15 protein-coding genes are annotated in these 17,821 nt (G+C 61.0%); all 15 read left to right on the top strand.

Annotated features, from left to right (window positions below; translation table 11 throughout):
* Positions 1-42 precede the first annotated feature (42 nt).
* The 15 genes from pyrR to ABRP87_RS00180 all read left to right on the top strand — a co-directional run bounded on the left by pyrR (position 43) and on the right by ABRP87_RS00180 (position 17,811).
* Entirely contained in the window at positions 43-651 is a 609-nt protein-coding gene (gene pyrR / locus ABRP87_RS00110) for a bifunctional pyr operon transcriptional regulator/uracil phosphoribosyltransferase PyrR (protein WP_023022496.1), read from the top strand.
* Positions 648-1,604 (top strand): aspartate carbamoyltransferase catalytic subunit, encoded by a 957-nt coding sequence (locus ABRP87_RS00115; RefSeq protein WP_005283152.1) that lies wholly within the window; start codon positions 648-650, stop codon positions 1,602-1,604. Before pyrR ends, ABRP87_RS00115 begins: the two co-directional genes overlap by 4 nt.
* Before the next feature lie 37 nt (positions 1,605-1,641).
* Positions 1,642-2,979, top strand: coding sequence for a dihydroorotase (locus tag ABRP87_RS00120; RefSeq protein ID WP_349866958.1), 1,338 nt, complete (start codon positions 1,642-1,644; stop codon positions 2,977-2,979).
* A 42-nt stretch (positions 2,980-3,021) separates the two neighbouring features.
* The gene (gene carA / locus ABRP87_RS00125; protein ID WP_349866960.1) at positions 3,022-4,182 is read left to right on the top strand and encodes a glutamine-hydrolyzing carbamoyl-phosphate synthase small subunit; all 1,161 of its coding nucleotides are present in this window, start codon (positions 3,022-3,024) and stop codon (positions 4,180-4,182) included.
* Positions 4,183-4,207: 25 nt separating this feature from the next.
* Positions 4,208-7,549 (top strand): carbamoyl-phosphate synthase large subunit, encoded by a 3,342-nt coding sequence (gene carB / locus ABRP87_RS00130; protein ID WP_349866962.1) that lies wholly within the window; start codon positions 4,208-4,210, stop codon positions 7,547-7,549.
* The gene (gene pyrF / locus ABRP87_RS00135) at positions 7,533-8,372 is read left to right on the top strand and encodes an orotidine-5'-phosphate decarboxylase (protein WP_349862191.1); all 840 of its coding nucleotides are present in this window, start codon (positions 7,533-7,535) and stop codon (positions 8,370-8,372) included. The genes carB and pyrF overlap by 17 nt, the downstream gene beginning before the upstream one ends.
* Before the next feature lie 259 nt (positions 8,373-8,631).
* Entirely contained in the window at positions 8,632-8,955 is a 324-nt protein-coding gene (gene mihF, locus ABRP87_RS00140; RefSeq protein ID WP_023017443.1) for an integration host factor, actinobacterial type, read from the top strand.
* Between the two features lie 8 nt (positions 8,956-8,963).
* Entirely contained in the window at positions 8,964-9,533 is a 570-nt protein-coding gene (gene gmk / locus ABRP87_RS00145; RefSeq protein ID WP_023022483.1) for a guanylate kinase, read from the top strand.
* A gap of 40 nt (positions 9,534-9,573) precedes the next feature.
* Positions 9,574-9,876 carry a DNA-directed RNA polymerase subunit omega gene (gene rpoZ / locus ABRP87_RS00150; RefSeq protein WP_005279075.1) on the top strand — a complete coding sequence of 101 codons (303 nt, stop codon included), beginning with the start codon at positions 9,574-9,576 and terminating at the stop codon, positions 9,874-9,876.
* 138 nt (positions 9,877-10,014) lie between these two features.
* Positions 10,015-11,268 carry a bifunctional phosphopantothenoylcysteine decarboxylase/phosphopantothenate--cysteine ligase CoaBC gene (gene coaBC, locus ABRP87_RS00155; RefSeq protein ID WP_349866964.1) on the top strand — a complete coding sequence of 418 codons (1,254 nt, stop codon included), beginning with the start codon at positions 10,015-10,017 and terminating at the stop codon, positions 11,266-11,268.
* A 97-nt stretch (positions 11,269-11,365) separates the two neighbouring features.
* Positions 11,366-12,598 (top strand): methionine adenosyltransferase, encoded by a 1,233-nt coding sequence (gene metK, locus ABRP87_RS00160; protein ID WP_023022480.1) that lies wholly within the window; start codon positions 11,366-11,368, stop codon positions 12,596-12,598.
* A gap of 11 nt (positions 12,599-12,609) precedes the next feature.
* Positions 12,610-14,640: a primosomal protein N' gene (locus ABRP87_RS00165; RefSeq protein ID WP_349866966.1), complete on the top strand. Its 2,031-nt coding sequence runs from the start codon at positions 12,610-12,612 to the stop codon at positions 14,638-14,640.
* A gap of 52 nt (positions 14,641-14,692) precedes the next feature.
* A complete protein-coding gene (def, locus tag ABRP87_RS00170; RefSeq protein WP_349866968.1) occupies positions 14,693-15,208 on the top strand; it encodes a peptide deformylase in 516 nt (171 codons plus the stop codon).
* Between the two features lie 75 nt (positions 15,209-15,283).
* Complete coding sequence (fmt, locus tag ABRP87_RS00175; RefSeq protein ID WP_349866971.1) at positions 15,284-16,225, top strand: methionyl-tRNA formyltransferase; 942 nt, start codon at positions 15,284-15,286, stop codon at positions 16,223-16,225.
* Positions 16,222-17,811 carry an RsmB/NOP family class I SAM-dependent RNA methyltransferase gene (locus tag ABRP87_RS00180; RefSeq protein ID WP_349866972.1) on the top strand — a complete coding sequence of 530 codons (1,590 nt, stop codon included), beginning with the start codon at positions 16,222-16,224 and terminating at the stop codon, positions 17,809-17,811. Before fmt ends, ABRP87_RS00180 begins: the two co-directional genes overlap by 4 nt.
* Positions 17,812-17,821: the final 10 nt, after the last annotated feature.

The following is a 17,821-nucleotide window of genomic DNA, read 5'->3' on the forward strand; positions in this document are numbered from 1 at the left end:
ATCCTTTAAGGACCGCACCGTGAGGCGGGGAAGGAGGTCACGATGAGTGGAACTGACGTGAACGCGAACGAATTGGAGCTTTTAAGCGCCGATGATGTCTCGCGTACCGTTGCACGCATCGCGCACCAGATTATTGAAAAGACGGCGCTCGATTCCGCGGAGGCCCCGCGGGTCATTTTGTTGGGCATTCCCTCAGGCGGAGTGCCCCTAGCGGAGCGCCTCGCGCAGAAGATACACGAGTTTTCCGGGGTCCCCGTTCCATGGGGCTCGCTCGACATCACGTTGTACAGGGACGATTTGCGCAATTTCCCGCACCGCGCCCTGCAACCGACCTCCATCCCAGACGGCGGCATCGATAATGCCACGGTCATCTTGGTCGATGATGTCCTTTACTCCGGCCGCACCATCCGCGCCGCGCTCGATGCGGTGGGCGATGTTGGCCGGCCTTCGATTATCCAGTTGGCCGTATTGGTCGACCGCGGGCACCGCGAAGTCCCCATCCGCGCCGATTATGTGGGCAAGAACCTGCCCACGGCGCGGGAAGAAGATGTCTCCGTATATATCCAAGACATCGATGGACGTGATGCCGTAGTCCTCACTCGCTCTACGTCCCCGGGCGATGCCGCGCAGATAAGGGGAACGCACTCATGAAACACCTCATCGATAGCGCGGAACTATCCCGCGCAGAGATCATTGGCCTGCTGGATGAGGCCGATCGCTTCCGCGAGGCGCTCGATGGCCGCGAGGTCAAAAAACTGCCTACGCTGCGCGGGCGCACGATTTATACGCTCTTTTATGAAAACTCCACGCGCACGCGCTCGTCCTTTGAAACTGCCGGCAAGTGGATGTCCGCTGACGTTATCAACCTCTCGGCATCGACCTCGTCCGTGAAAAAGGGCGAGTCCCTCAAAGATACGGGCCTGACCCTAGCGGCCATCGGCGCGGATGCCATCATCATGCGCCACCCCTCTTCCGGTGCGCCGCAACAGCTGGCCCAGTGGGTGGACCCGGATGGCAACGGCCCTGCAGTGATCAACGCCGGCGACGGTGCGCACCAGCACCCGACGCAGGCCTTGCTCGATGCCGTCACGATGCGCCAGCGCCTGGGCCTGCACGGCGATAATGGCTTTGAGGGCCTGAAGGTAAAGATTGTCGGCGATTGCCTGCACTCGCGAGTGGTGCGCTCCAACGTGGATCTCCTGCACACCTTGGGCGCGGAGGTCACCCTCGTGGGACCTGCGACCTTGATGCCGTGGGGCGTGGACAAGTGGCCGGTGCGCGTGTCCTATGACTTTGATGCAGAGCTTGCGGATGCCGATGTCGTGATGATGCTGCGCGTGCAGCAAGAGCGCATGGACGGCGGCTTCTTCCCGTCCCACCGCGAGTACGCGCAGCTCTTTGGGCTCTCGCAGCAGCGCGCCGCGGCGCTGCACAAGGACGCCATCGTCATGCACCCAGGTCCCATGTTGCGCGGCATGGAGATTAACTACGCCGTGGCCGATATGGATAAAACCACGGTATTGCAACAGGTCAATAACGGTGTCCACATGCGCATGGCAGTGCTTTTTACGCTGTTGACCAATGGCGATAACGCCGGGATTTAAATCGGGCAGAGCAAAAGCCACGTAAAAGGGAGAGAAAATGACTACTTACCCAGCTACCGGCCGGCTGTCCGCACCGGCCGAGAACCCACTACTGATTAAGAATATTCGCCCGTACGGGGAAGGCGAGCCTACCAACGTCCTCGTTCGCGGCGGCGTTATTGACGCCATCGGCCCCGAGGTGCAGGCAGACGGCGCCGAGACCATCGACGGCGGCGGCAACGTGCTGCTGCCAGGCCTGGTTGATATGCACGTTCATCTGCGCGAGCCAGGCCGCGAGGACACCGAGACCATCGAGTCCGGTTCCAAGGCCGCGGCCAAGGGCGGGTTTACCGCGGTGTTTACCATGGCTAATACCACGCCGGTCACGGATCAGCCCATCATCGCCGAATCTGTGTGGGCAAAGTCTCAGGCGCTGGGGCTATGCGATGTCCACCCGGTCGGCTCCATCACCAAGGGCCTAGAAGGCAAATCCTTGACGGAGCTCGGCATGATGGCGCGCAGCGACGCCAAGGTGCGCATGTTCTCTGATGACGGCAAGTGCGTGCAAAACCCACAGCTCATGCGCCGCGCGCTGGAATACGCCAAGGGCATGGACGTGCTACTGGCCCAGCACGCCGAGGATGACCGCATGACAGGCGGATCGTCTGCCCACGAGGGCGAAAACGCCGCACGGTTGGGCCTGCGCGGCTGGCCGCGCGTGGCAGAAGAATCCATCGTCGCCCGCGACGCCCTGCTCGCCCGCGATTACGGTAACCGCGTGCACATCTGCCACGCCTCCACGCAGGGCACAGTGGAGCTCCTGCAGTGGGCGAAGGAACACGATATTCCGCTTACCGCAGAGGTCACCCCGCACCACCTTCTTATGACCGATGACAAGCTGCGCACCTATGACGGCCTCTTCCGCGTGAACCCGCCGCTGCGCGAACAGCGCGATACGCAGGCGCTGCGCCAGGCGCTTCTCGATGGCAGCATTGACTGCGTCGCCACCGACCACGCGCCGCACGGCTCCGAAGACAAGTGCGTGGAATTCGAAAATGCGCGCCCCGGCATGCTGGGGTTGGAGTCCTCGCTGGCGGTCATCGCCAAGCTCTTTGTGGAAACTGGACTGGCGGACTGGCGCTTTATCGCCCGCGTCATGTCCGAGCGCCCGGCCGAGATCACCCGCTTGCCGGGCCACGGTCGCCCTTTGGAAGTAGGGGAGCCAGCCAACTTAACCATCGTTGACCCACAACACCATTGGGTATCCGATTCCGCGCAGCTCGCATCCAAGTCCCAGAACAACCCGTACGCGGGCGAGGAATTTGGTGCGCGAGTTACCCACACCATCTTGCGCGGCTCGGTAACGTTCGATCTGAACGCCGCAACCCATGACTAACCTTGCACACAGCACCCAATCAAGGCACAGAAAGGCCACGACGTGACTGATAAAACTCCAGCAATCCTCGTCCTTGCGGATGGGCGTACCTTCCGTGGCTACGGCTTCGGCGCTACCGGCACCACCCTCGGTGAGGCCGTATTTACCACCGCGATGACCGGTTACCAGGAAACGATGACGGATCCGTCCTACCACCGCCAGATCGTCGTTTCCGCAGCCCCGCACATTGGCAATACCGGCTGGAACGATGAGGACAACGAGTCCCACGGCAATAATATCTGGGTCGCAGGCCTGGTTATCCGCGATCTGTCCCGCCGCGTATCCAGCTGGCGCGCCGAGCGCAGCTTGAGCGAAGAAATGCAGGCGCAAGGCGTCATCGGCATTCGCGGCATCGATACCCGCACCTTAGTGCGCCACCTGCGCAATTACGGTTCCATTTCCGCGGGCCTCTTCTCCGGCGAGGCCGCCACCCGGCCCGTCGAGGAACTCCTCGAGGAGGTAAAGAGCCAATCCTCCATGGAAGGCGCGGATCTTGCCGCCGAGGTATCCACCGATAAGCCTTATGTTGTTGAGGCCCAAGGAGAAAAGAAGCACACCATCGTCGCCTTTGACATGGGCGTGAAATCCGCAACGCCGCGTTACCTTTCCCAGCGCGGCATTGAGACCATCGTGGTACCGTCTACCACCACCTTTGCAGAAGTCCAGTCCTATAACCCGGATGGCGTCTTCGTCTCCAACGGCCCGGGTGACCCGGCTACCGCCGATGACACCGTTGCCACCATCAAAAAGGTGCTCGCGGCGGACATCCCGTTCTTTGGCATCTGCTTTGGCAACCAGCTGCTCGGGCGCGCGCTGGGCCTAGATACTTACAAGATGAAATTCGGCCACCGCGGCATCAACGTCCCGGTACGCAACCTGCTCACCGGAAAGATCGATATCACCTCCCAAAACCACGGCTTCGCACTGCAAGCCCCAGATAACTACGACCTGACTGGTAAGGACGCCGAATTCGCCTCGGACTTCGGTCCGGCCCACATCACGCACATCTGCTTGAACGATGACACGGTCGAGGGCGTCGCCTTGCGCAATGGCATGGCCTTTTCGGTGCAGTACCACCCGGAATCCGCCGCCGGCCCGCACGATGCCAACCCGCTCTTTGATCAATTCTTAGAGCTCATGGCTAACCACACCGCGAAAAAGTAGTCACCCAGGAAAAGGAAGAAATATTATGCCAAAGCGCACTGACATTAATCACGTCCTGGTCATCGGCTCCGGGCCCATCGTCATCGGCCAGGCCTGCGAGTTCGACTACTCCGGAACCCAGGCCTGCCGCGTCCTCAAGGACGAGGGCCTGCGCGTGACCCTGGTGAACTCGAACCCGGCCACCATCATGACGGATCCGGAATTCGCCGACCACACCTACGTCGAGCCCATCGAGCCGGAGTACATCGAAAAGATCCTGGTGAAGGAGGCAGAGGAAGGCCACCCCATCGACGCCGTCCTGGCCACCTTGGGCGGGCAAACCGCGCTCAACGCCGCGGTGCAGCTAGACCGCCAGGGTATTTTGGATAAGTACGATATCGAGCTCATCGGCGCCGATATTGATGCCATCGAGCGCGGCGAGGACCGCCAGAAGTTCAAGGACATCGTGGCCTCTGTAGGTGGAGAATCCGCTCGCTCGGCGGTGTGCCACAACATGGACGAGGTCCACGAGACCGTCGACAAGCTTGGCATGCCCGTCGTGGTGCGCCCGTCGTTTACCATGGGTGGCCTAGGCTCCGGCCTAGCCTTCAATAACGAGGATCTGGAGCGCATCGCTGGCGGCGGGCTTGCGGCCTCGCCTGAGGCCAACGTGCTCATCGAGGAATCCATCCTCGGCTGGAAAGAATACGAGCTCGAGCTCATGCGCGATGGTGACGACAATGTGGTCGTCGTGGCCTCCATCGAAAACGTTGATGCTTTGGGTGTGCACACCGGTGACTCCGTAACCGTGGCACCGGCGCTGACGCTGACGGACCGCGAGTTCCAGAAGATGCGCGATTTGGGCATCGACATCATCCGTGAGGTTGGCGTCGATACCGGCGGCTGCAATATCCAGTTCGCCTTGAACCCCGATGATGGCCGCATCATCGTCATCGAGATGAACCCGCGCGTATCTCGCTCTTCGGCGCTGGCATCCAAGGCCACGGGTTTCCCCATTGCCAAGCTGGCCGCGAAGTTGGCCATCGGCTACACCTTGGACGAGGTACAAAATGACATCACCGGCGAAACCCAAGCGGCCTTCGAACCGACCTTGGACTATGTCATCGTCAAGGCGCCCCGCTTTGCCTTTGAGAAGTTCCCCGGCTCCGATGACACCTTGACCACCACGATGAAATCAGTGGGCGAGGCCATGGGCATTGGCCGTAACTACATCTCCGGCCTGAATAAGGTCATGCGTTCGCTGGAAAACAAGCCCAACGGTTTCTGGACCAGGCCAGATGAGTATTTCGCGGGCGAGCGCGCCACCGACGTGCAGGCGGTGCTCAAGGACCTCGAGCGCCCCACCGAGGGCCGCATGTACGATATCGAGCTGGCTCTGCGCCTCGGCGCCTCGGTGGATGAAGTCCACGAGGCCTCCGGCGTGGATCCATGGTTCATCGCGGAGCTCGAGGGTCTGGTGGAATTCCGCCAGGAGCTTGTCGATGCCCCCGTGCTCACCGAGCAACTCCTGCGCGAGGCCAAGGTCTTTGGGCTTTCCGATGCCCAAATTGCCGCCCTGCGCCCCGAGTTCAACGGCGAAGACGGCGTGCGCAGCCTGCGCTGGCGCATGGGCATTCGCCCCGTCTTCAAGACCGTCGATACGTGCGCCGGTGAGTTCGAGGCGCAAACGCCGTATCACTATAGCTCTTATGAGCTGGACCCCGATGCCGAAACCGAGGTGCACCCGGCGCCGGAAGGCTCGAAGGGCAAGGTCATCATCTTGGGCTCTGGCCCGAACCGCATTGGTCAGGGCATCGAATTCGATTACTCCTGCGTGCACGCCGCCCTTGAGCTTTCCCGCAAGGGCTATGAGACCGTGATGGTCAACTGCAACCCTGAGACGGTATCGACCGACTATGACACCGCTGATCGCCTGTACTTCGAGCCGCTGACCTTCGAAGATGTCATGGAGGTCTACCACGCAGAGGCAGCCTCCGGCGAGGTCGCCGGCGTGCTGGTGCAGCTGGGCGGCCAGACCCCGTTGGGCTTGGCAGAGCGCCTCGATGCCGCCGGCGTGCCGGTGGTGGGCACCAGCCCCGCCGCCATTGACTCCGCCGAGGACCGCGGCGAATTCGGCAAGGTGCTGGAAGCCGGTGGGCTTGCCGCACCGCAATTCGGCACCGCCACCTCCTTCGAGGAGGCCCGGAAGGTAGCAGCGTCCATCGGTTACCCAGTTCTGGTTCGTCCTTCCTACGTGTTGGGCGGCAGCGGCATGGAAATTGTTTACGATGAGCAGTCGCTGGAGAACTATATCGAGCGCGCCACAGAGCTTTCCCCAGACCACCCGGTCCTGGTGGACCGCTTCTTGGACTCGGCCATCGAGATCGACGTCGATGCCCTGTGCGACGGCAACGAGGTCTACCTCGGCGGTGTGATGGAGCACATCGAGGAGGCCGGCGTTCACTCCGGTGACTCCTCCTGCGCCCTGCCGCCGATGACGCTGGGCCCAGAGGACATCGAGAATGTGCGCGAGTCCACGCGCCGTTTGGCCGAGGGCATCGGCGTCAAGGGCCTGATGAACGTCCAGTTCGCCTTGAAGGACGACATCCTTTATGTCATCGAGGCTAACCCGCGCGCTTCGCGTACCGTTCCGTTCGTCTCTAAGGCGACCGGCGTGCCGCTAGCCAAGGCCGCCGCTCGCATCATGATGGGATCCACCATCGCGGAACTGCGAGAAGAAGGACTTATTCCATCCTCCTACGATGGCGGTTCCTTGCCGCTTGATCACCCGATTGCGGTCAAGGAAGCGGTCTTGCCCTTTAACCGTTTCCGCCGCCCAGATGGCAGCCTGCTCGATTCCTTGCTATCGCCCGAGATGAAGTCCACCGGTGAGGTCATGGGCTTGGCCACCAACTTCGGTGCGGCCTTTGCCAAGGCGGAGATCTCCGCGTTTGCTCGTCCGCCGATTGAAGGCACGGTCTTCGTCTCCGTAGCCAACCGGGATAAGCGAACGCTGATTTTCCCCATCCAGCGCTTGGCCACGATGGGCTACAACATCATCGCTACTGCGGGTACCGCGCAGATGCTGCGCCGCAACGGCATCGAGTGTGAGGTCGCCGTCAAGGTCTCTGAAGCCAAGGACGGCGAAGAGTCCATCGTGGACAAGATCCTTAACGGCGAGGTGGATTGGATCCTCAATACGCCAGCAGGTTCCGCCGGTTCCCGCCACGACGGCTACGATATCCGCGCTGCAGCGGTGCACATGGGACTGCCGCTGGTCACGGTGGTTCAAGGCGTGACGGCGGCGGTGCAGGGCATCGAGGCGCTGCGCCAGGGTGATTTGCAGGTCCGCGCACTTCAGGAGCTTGAGCATGGACCACGCAACTAAAACCTTTGGCCAGCGCCTAGAGGACGCCGGCCGCGAACGAGGTCGCCTGTGTGTAGGCATCGATCCGCACCCGTACCTCTTAGAGCAATGGGGGCTGGATAATTCACCAGAAGGCCTGCGCACCTTCAGCATGCGTTGCGTCGAGGCCTTCGCGGATTCCGCAGCCTTGGTAAAACCGCAAGTGGCCTTCTTTGAGCGCTTCGGTGCCGCAGGCTTTGCGGTCTTGGAAGAAACGCTGGCCGGTTTGCGCGAGGCAGGATGCCTGACGGTGGCGGATGCCAAGCGTGGCGATATCGGCTCCACCATGGAAGGCTATGGCGATGCCTGGCTAGGGGAGACCTCGCCCCTGCGCGCTGACTCGGTGACACTTTCGCCGTACCTCGGTGTTGGGGCATTGGGCGTGGCCATTGCCACGGCGCAAGAAAACAACCGCGGTGTATTCGTCCTCGCGGCTACCTCTAATCCGGAGGCACGCGCCATTCAGGCAGTGCCTGCGGGCACTGCGGACTCGATTGCCCAGGCGGTCGTGGACGAGTGCGCCGCCTTCAATGCCTCGGCGAAAGAGGCCGGTGTTGCTGGAAGCGTCGGCGTTGTGGTGGGCGCGACCGTGGATAATCCGCCCGGATTGGACTCGCTTAATGGCCCGGTGCTGCTTCCCGGCGTCGGTGCCCAGGGGGCGGGCCCCGAGCAGGTGCACGCCATTGTGTCTGAGTGCCCGCAGCTGGGCTTTGCGAATGTCTCGCGCGCCGTCCTGCAGCGCGGTCCTCAGGTCGATGACCTGCGTAAAGCGGTGATCGATACCGCAGACCAATTCCGGGATTAGAACACGCGGCGGGGTCGATTAACGGCCGCGCCGTTTACCTGGTATTTTGGTCTAAGCATGTGCGTTGACGTGCTAAAACGAGTGGCCCATTTGGGCTGTTGATCGTCATCGTGTCACTAGCGGTGCTAGGATAATCAGAAGTCGGTGTGCTCGAAGGTTCAGGGTAACTTTCCGCGGTATTTACATCGCGTTTGGCAACCGGAGTCTGGTACCCAGTGCCAGAAGTAATAGAACCAATCTAATGAATCGGAGGAAACTCGTGGCCCTTCCAAAGTTGACTGATGAGCAGCGTAAGGAAGCTCTCGCAAAGGCCGCTGAGGCCCGCAAGGCTCGCGCTGAGCTCAAGGCTGCGCTTAAGCGCGGCGAGACCGACCTAAAGGACGTGCTGGAAAAGGCCGAGACCGATGAGATCATCGGCAAGACCAAGGTTTCTGCACTTCTCGAGGCTCTGCCTAAGGTTGGCAAGGTCAAGGCCAAGGAAATCATGGAAGATCTGGAGATTGCACAGACCCGCCGCCTGCGCGGTCTGGGTGAGCGCCAGCGTCGTGCTCTTCTTGAGCGCTTCGGTTACGACGACGAATAATCACGTCCATGGCTGACGCAACTGCTCGCGGTCGCCTCGTCGTGTTGGCGGGTCCCTCCGCAGTGGGTAAATCCACCGTAGTGTCGCGTCTACGACATGACGTCGAGGGGCTGTATTTCAGCGTGTCTATGACTACGCGCCAGCCCCGCCCCGGGGAAAAAGACGGCGTGGATTATTTCTTCGTCACCCCTGAGGCTTTTCAAGAACGCATTGATGCCGGTGAGATGCTCGAATGGGCAGATATTCACGGCGGATTGCAGCGTTCTGGAACACCTGCCCGTCCCGTAGAAGAGGCTTTGGAAGCAGGGCGCCCGGTTCTCGTCGAGGTTGACCTGGCCGGTGCGCGTAGCGTCCGGAAGGCCCTTCCGGAAGCGGACTTGGTATTCCTGGCCCCTCCTTCCTGGGAGGTGTTGGTAGAGCGCCTGACCGGTCGCGGTACCGAACCACAAGACGTCATCGATCGTAGGTTGCACACTGCGTATGAGGAACTAGCTGCACAGGATGAGTTTGATCACGTTGTGGTCAATGAAAACCTAGATGAGGCAGTCGCCGCCATTAGTGATATCCTGCGAGGATAGATTCTTCCTTTGACCATCTTCAACCAATGTAAAGGTGCATGTGACTAACGTGACCACCCCTTCTAACACTGAATCCGCAAAGTCGGAACCGGTATTTGATGATCCGATTGGTATTACTGACCCGCCAATCGATGAGCTGTTGGACAAGGTTTCTTCCAAGTACGCCTTGGTAATTTTCGCTGCCAAGCGTGCGCGCCAGATCAATAGCTACTACCAAGAGCAAGATGAAGGCGTCTTTGAGTTCGTGGGCCCGCTGGTTAACCCAGAACCCGGCGAGAAGCCACTGTCCATCGCGCTGCGCGAAATCGACGCAGGCCTGTTGGACCACGAGGAAGGCAAGTAAGTAGCGCGCGCTTTCGCGTGCGCACCTTGTGCCTCATTTCAGCCCCGTCCGGCTAATCCCCAATGGTTTCACTTTTGTGGAACTAACGTGGTGGCCGGGCGGGGCTCTTGTCATGCCTGCACGGTACGATTGTGCGATGTGACTGTTTCAAATTCTCCTCGCAATATCGTGCTGGGCGTTGCCGGTGGCATCGCCGCGTATAAAGCCTGCCACCTAGTGCGCAATTTTAAAGAACACGGCGATAACGTCCGCGTCGTTCCTACAGAAAGCGCCTTGAATTTCGTCGGCGCCGCAACATTTGAGGCATTATCCGGAAACCCCGTCTCAACCAGTGTTTTCGAGGCCGTAGAGGACGTGCAACACGTAGCTGTGGGGCAGCAGGCCGATGCCGTGGTCATCGCCCCTGCCACGGCTGACCTCATTGCGCGTTTGGCTGCGGGACGCGCCGATGATCTCTTGACCGCGACAGTGCTGGTGGCAACGTGTCCCATCATTGTGGCGCCTGCCATGCACACCGAGATGTGGAATAACCCAGCGACACAATACAACGTAAAGACCCTGCGCCGGCGCGGAATTACCGTCATGGAGCCGGCACACGGGCGTCTTACCGGTAAGGACACGGGCGCAGGAAGGCTGCCAGACCCAGAACAGATCGCAGCCATCGTACGCACCGAACTCGCTGGCTTTCATATCGACCACAGCTGGTCGGGGCTAAAGGTTGTTATCTCCGCCGGTGGCACGCAAGAGGAATTGGATCCGGTTCGCTATATAGGAAACCGTTCCTCCGGGCGGCAGGGGTTTGCGCTGGCAGAGGTGGCCGCGCACAAGGGTGCGGATGTCACGATTGTGGCCGGCAATACGGCGGAGTTGCCGGTACCGAGCGGCGCTACAATCCGGAATATCGTGTCCGCGCAAGACCTAGAAACCGCGATGCGCGAGGAATCCCGCGATGCCGATATCGTCATCATGGCCGCGGCGGTCGCGGACTACCGGCCTGCGAACGTGGCCGAGTCCAAGATGAAAAAGGGCAAAGCGGATGATGCGCTTGCCGCACTGGAGATGGTGGAAAACCCAGATATTTTGAAGTCTCTCGTGGCAGCCCGCGAGGAGGGTGAGGTGCCGGAGAATTGCGTCATCGTTGGTTTCGCGGCCGAGACGGGAGATGCTGATTCCTCGGCACTGGAGTATGCCCAAGAAAAGTTTGCGCGCAAGGGGTGCGACGTCCTGATGGCCAATGAGGTTGGCCGCGGTGTGACCTTTGGCCAGGAAAATAGCGAGGGGTGGATCCTGCGGCGGAATGAGGAACCGCAGCGCGTAGAGCATGGATCTAAGCAGGTCGTCGCGGCGCAGATTCTCAGCGTCGTGAATGGAATGATTGAACCGGGAAATTAAATATTGCGTTTATAGACCGCTTAGTCTAGGGTGGCCATATGATGGGTAGGGGCAGAATGCCTCGGTATCGAATACGTAATAATCAAAGGAAGTTTTTGTGACTGATAACGCTGCAGTGGAAGCTCGTCTTTTTACAAGCGAGTCCGTTACTGAGGGGCACCCAGATAAGATCTGTGACGCCATTTCGGATGCCATCCTGGATGCGCTTTTAGATAAGGATCCGGAGTCCCGCGTCGCCGTGGAAACGCTGGTTACCACCGGCCAAGTACACGTCGTGGGCGAAGTTCGCACCAATGCCTACGTGGAAATCCCGGCTCTAGTGCGCGAGACCCTGAAGTCCATCGGCTTTACCTCTTCCGATGTGGGCTTCGACGGCAATACCTGTGGCGTTAATATCGCCATCGGCGAGCAGTCGCAGGAAATCGGTGCGGGCGTGGATACCTCCACCGAGGCACGCGATCAGGGTGCTGATTATGACGAAGAAAATGACACCGCCGGCGCCGGCGACCAGGGCCTGATGTTTGGTTACGCGTCGAATGAAACTGCGGAGTACATGCCATTGCCCATCGCCTTGGCACACCGCCTGTCCCGCCGCCTGACTCAGGTGCGCAAAGAGGGCATTGTGGACCACCTGCGCCCGGATGGCAAGACCCAGGTGACCTTCGCATATACCGAGGACAATGAGCCGTCTCACCTGGATACGGTCGTCATTTCTACCCAGCACGATCCTGAGGTAGATAGCAAGTGGCTAGAAACCCACCTGCGCAGCGAGGTGTTGGAATGGGTTATCAAGGACGCCGGCCTTGATAAGTACTACACCGAGGACACCAACCTCTTGGTCAACCCTTCCGGCTCCTTCATTTTGGGTGGCCCGATGGGCGATGCAGGCCTTACCGGGCGCAAGATCATCGTGGATACCTACGGTGGCATGGCCCGCCACGGCGGCGGTGCTTTCTCCGGCAAGGACCCCAGCAAGGTGGACCGCTCTGCGGCCTACGCCATGCGTTGGGTGGCTAAGAATATCGTCGCCGCAGGCCTGGCAGACCGCGCAGAGGTGCAGGTGGCCTACGCCATCGGTCGCGCCAAGCCGGTCGGCCTATACGTCGAGACGTTCGGCACCGCGAAGCAGAACTTGACCGATGAGCACATCCAAGCTGCCGTCAATAAGGTCTTTGACCTTCGCCCAGCCGCCATCATCCGCGAATTGGATCTGCTGCGTCCTATCTACGCCCAGACCGCCGCCTACGGTCACTTCGGTCGCACCGACGTTGACCTGCCTTGGGAGCAGTTGGACCGCGTGGAGGAATTGCGCGCTGCCGCTGGTCTGTAGAATATGGGCTTATGCCTAAGAAAACACCCGCCGTCCGGAAACCGGTCGCGCGGGTGTTGCCTCTTTTAGGGGTTGCTCACCTTGATCGGGGATTTGATTACCTGGTAGATGAGGCCGAATCTGAAAGCGCCCAAGCCGGGGTGAAGGTACGCATCCGGTTCAATGGGCGCCTGGTGGATGCGATCATCGTCGAGCGCAAGCATGATTCCGACTTCGGTGGCCAGCTGCGCTTTATTGAGCGAGTCATCTCGCCATTTCAGGTCTACCCACCGCAGCTGTCCCGGCTGGTAGAAGCCCTGGCGGATCGCTATGGCGGGATTTGCTCCGATATCATTCGCTCTGCCATTCCGCCGCGCCATGCAAAGGCGGAGGAAGCGGATTTGGATACCCCGTGGGAAGACCTCGGTGCAGCCAGCGAGCCCGATTTATCCGGGTGGTCTGCCTATCAGCATGGGGAAACGTTCGTTGATTCCATCTTGGGCGGGAAATTAGCCCGCGCCGCGTGGCAAATCGCTCCCGGCGATGAATGGGAAGACGCGCTGGCGGCCTTGGCGGCCAAGGTTGCCTTGGGCGGGGGAGGCGTACTTATCGTCGTCCCAGACCAAAAGGTGGTTGATGCCCTGGAAAACGCCCTGCGCGCTGCCGTGGGGCCGAAACAAATCACGGTGCTGACCAATAGTATGGGCCCGCAAGCGCGCTATCGCCGCTACCTTTCGGCCTTGGTGGGCCAGGCGCGAATAGTCATTGGTACGCGCTCGGCGGCTTTTACTCCCGTGGACAACCTCCAGCTAGCCGTTATTTTTGATGACGGTAACGATAACTTGGTGGACAATATCAAGCCCTACGTCCACGCCCGGGAGGTGCTTACTACCCGCTCTGCCTTCGAAAATTGCAGCTTCATTGCGGCCAACCATTCGCGCACGGCAGAAACCCAATTATTGGTGGATTCAGGGTGGGCACACGACCTCATACCGAGCGCCTCAACCATAGAGGCACGCCGGCCCGATATTTTGGCCATTGGTGCCTACGGGCTGTCCATTTCCCGGGATTTGGAGGGCGGTACGACCTCTGTGCAAGCGCCGGCCTTTCAGGCAGCACAGCAGGCCCTCGACCGCGGTGAACCGGTGCTTGTGCAGGTCCCGCGCAAGGGCTACGCGCCTATTTTGGCTTGTGGAAAGTGCCATTCTCCTGCGCGGTGCCGCCACTGTAACGGGCCATTGGGGTTGCCTCCGAGCTCCGAGCGCTCAAGCGAGGAGGCGGTCATGCCTACCTGCCGCTGGTGTGGGCGCATTGCCACCAATCACCGCTGTACCGAGTGCGGCTCGCCGCGGCTGCGCGCCATCGTTTTAGGCTCTGAACGCACCGCGGAGGAATTGGGGCGCGCCTTTCCCAATACATCCGTTGTGGTCTCCGGCGGAAATAAGGTTGTGGGCTCAATTGAAAATGCCCCGGCATTAGTGATTGCCACCCCGGGCGCTGAGCCGCGGGTGAAAGGCGGCGCCTATGGCGCGGCCCTCTTATTGGATGCGGGCACTTTGTTAAACCGGCAAGACTTGCGCGCCACCGAGGACTGCCTGGCCAAATGGGCGCAGGCGGCCACCATGGTCAGGCCGCATTTTAAGGGCGGGCGCGTCATCATCGCTGCGGATCCGGAACTTCCCGTGGTTCGCCACTTCATAAGTTGGGACATGGTCGCGGCCGCGGCAGAAGAATTGCGTGCCCGGCGCGAGGTGCGCTTTCCGCCGGCCGTGCACTTCGCCGCCATTGACGGGGCGGACGCCGCTTTGGATTCCTTCGAGCAGTTGGTGGATCTGCCAGAGCACGCCGAGGTTCTAGGCCCGGTTCCGCTCCCGCCAGGGGACAGCCTCCCCGGGGAATACGATGCGGACCGCTTTGGCCCACCGCAACGTCTAGTGGTGCGAGCCCCGCTGGGGCCGCGGTCGCAGCTTGGGCGCGCATTGCGCAAGGCTAATGCCGCGCGCAGCGCCCGGAAGGATGAATTGCCACTACGCATCATGGTCGATCCCATTCACGTGGGTTAGAAGTGCGCATAAACTTAGGCGAATAGGCAGTACATGAGGAAGGGAAGAAGCAGTGGCAGAATTAGACATCAGGCTCTACGGGGATCCCGTACTGAGTACGCGAGCAGAAGAGGTTACTACCTTTGACTCTGGTCTTCGCACTTTGGCACAAAACATGCTGGAGACCATGGATGCCGCTGGTGGGGTAGGGCTGGCGGCGAATCAAGTGGGCATACTCAAGCGCTTCTTTGTCTATGACTGTTCGCATACTCAGACCGGGTTGCGCGGGGCTCTGATTAACCCTGTGTGGACGCCTTTGGGAGAGGACATGCAGACTGGCCCGGAAGGCTGCCTATCCATTCCTGGGATTCGCGCCGATACGCCGCGGCACAATCGGGTATTTGTCTCTGGGCGCGATGTAGAAGGCCGGCCGGTGGGAATGGTGGCCTCCGGCCTTTTGGCGCGGTGCATTCAGCATGAAACCGATCACCTTGATGGGGTGTTATTCCTGCGCCGGCTTGGCGATGCCGACCGCAAGGCCGCCATGCGCACCATTCGCGAATCCGAGTGGTTTAATAGCGCGGGCTAGGCGAGCTTCGGCAACGCAGGCGGGGTCGTTGTACCCTAGAATTTTCACCCGAGACCTCGAGGAGACTCATCCAGTATGCGGATTATTTTTGCTGGCACCCCAGAGCCGGCGGTGGTGGCATTGGAGAAATTGCTTGCCTCCAGCCACGAAGTGGTAGCGGTCATTACCCGGCCCGATGCGAAGAAGGGCAGGGGCCGCAGCCTTCACCCGAGCCCGGTCAAGGCGCTGGCGCAAGAGCACGGCATCGAGGTGTTGACCCCATCTACGCTGCGCGCCGGCACGGAAGATGGCGATAACTTGCGTGAGCGTTTGGCGCAGCTGCAGCCCGAGGCCATTCCGGTGGTGGCCTATGGCAATCTCATTAGCAAGGATCTCTTGGACGTCGCGCGCCATGGCTGGGTCAACCTGCACTTTTCCCTTCTTCCCGCCTGGCGCGGCGCGGCGCCGGTGCAGGCGGCTATCGCGGCGGGCGATGATATTACCGGTGCGTCCACCTTCCGGATTGAAGAAGGCCTGGATACGGGCCCGGTCTTCGGCACGGTTACAGAAGGCATCACCGGGACGGATACCGCGGACGATTTGCTCACGCGGCTGGCGTATTCCGGGGCGGATCTCCTGGTAGCCACCATGGATGGGCTGGAGGCCGGCACGCTGGAGCCGCAGGCCCAAAGCGGCGAGGCCACTTATGCGCCGAAGATTTCTACCGACGCCGCCCGCATTGACTGGGCGCAGCCTGCCTTCGCCATCGACCGGCATATCCGCGCCCACACCCCAGGCCCGGGCGCGTGGACGCTGCTTGACGATGCCCGCCTCAAGCTCGGCCCGGTGAGTCTCACCGAGGGCATCGGCAAGCACCTAGTGCCTGGCGAAGCGCTGATTAGCAAGGACGCGGTGTACATCGGGACCGCGACGCAACCGGTGCAGCTGGATAGGATTCAGCCGCCGGGCAAAAAGATGATGAATGCGGCCGATTGGGCGCGTGGATTAGGAAAGAACGCAGAGGTGAGGTTCCAGTGACTGGTGGATTCCGCTCCCGCAGTAAGTCCGGTGGCAAGGCGCCGGAGGCTACACAGCACGGCAAGAATGGCGCGCCCCAACGCGGTAGTGCGCAGCGTGGCCAAGACAAGCGTGATCAAAGCAAGCGTGGTCCGCAACGCCAGGGCAACCGAGATAATCGGGATAACCGGGGTGGCCGGGGTAGCCGGAATGCGGGTGCGCAGAACGCAGGCGCGGGGAAGTCACTGGTGCACGCCGCCATCGACCAGGGCGTGGATCCAGCCCGCGCCGTTGCCTTCGATGTGGTGCGCCGGGTAAGCGAAGAGGATGCGTTTGCCAACCTCGTCCTGCCCAAGGCCCTGCGCAAGCAGAAACTTACTGGTCGCGATGCGGCATTCGCCACGGAGATTACCTATGGCACGCTGCGCACCTTAGGCGTACTCGATGCGGTGATCGCGCAGTGCTCCTCGCGCGAGTTGGAGGCAATCTCGCCGGTAGTCATCGATGCCCTGCGCCTAGGCACCTACCAGGTGCTCTATACGCGCGTGGAACCCCACGCGGCGGTAGATACCTCCGTCCGGCTCGTCGAGGCGGGCGGGGAAGAAAAAGCCAAAGGGTTTGCCAATGGCATCTTGCGCACCATTACCCGCACGCCACCGAATGAGTGGCTCAAGCGCCTTGCCCCAGAAGGCGAGATTGCGGGCCTAGCCTTTAGGCATGCGCACCCCACGTGGATTGCGGAGTCCTTTGCCCGCGTTGTGGGCCCCGAAGAATTGCCCGCTGCCTTAGAAGCGGATTCCGAGCGCCCGAGCGTGCACCTGGTGGCGCGGCCGGGCGAAATTTCCGCCGAGGAATTGGCGCTGATTACCGGAAACGAAGAAGGTACCTACTCGCCCTACGCGGTATATATGGACTCCGGGGACCCAGGCCAATTGGAACCGGTCCAGCAGGGCATGGCCGCGGTGCAGGATGAAGGCTCGCAGCTTATCGCCCGCGCCGTGTGCGAGGTGCCCGTCAGCGGTACCGACCAGGGGCGCTGGCTCGACCTGTGTGCGGGCCCGGGGGGCAAGGCGGCCTTGATGGGGGCCTTGGCGCGCATCGAGTCCGCGCATGTCGATGCCGTGGAAGTATCACCGCACCGCGCGAAATTGATTGAAAAGACCGTGCAAGGGCTGCCGGTGACCGTTCATGTGGCCGATGGCCGCAACCCGCAGGTCGGCTCGGGATTCGATCGCATCTTGGTGGACGCGCCGTGTTCGGGTCTGGGCGCATTGCGGCGCCGACCAGAGGCGCGGTGGCGGAAATCGGAGGCCGATATTGCCGAGCTTTCGACACTCCAATTCGAGCTCTTGTCCTCTGCTTTAAAGCTCGTGCGACCGGGCGGGGTCGTGGTGTATTCCACGTGTTCGCCGGACCTGCGCGAAACCCGTGACATCGTCGACCAAGCGGTAGAAAAGCTGGGCGCGCAGGAACTGGATGCGCGGGATTTTATCCCGGATATGGGCAATGTAGGAAAAGAAAAATCCGTCCAAATGTGGCCGCACCGCCACGGCACCGATGCCATGTTCATGGCGGTATTGCGGCGCGGCGATGAGGAAGGGCGCTAGGATTAACGGT

Origin of the sequence: Corynebacterium sp. KPL2830, assembly GCF_040225635.1 — a bacterium.
Taxonomy (GTDB): Bacteria; Actinomycetota; Actinomycetes; order Mycobacteriales; family Mycobacteriaceae; genus Corynebacterium.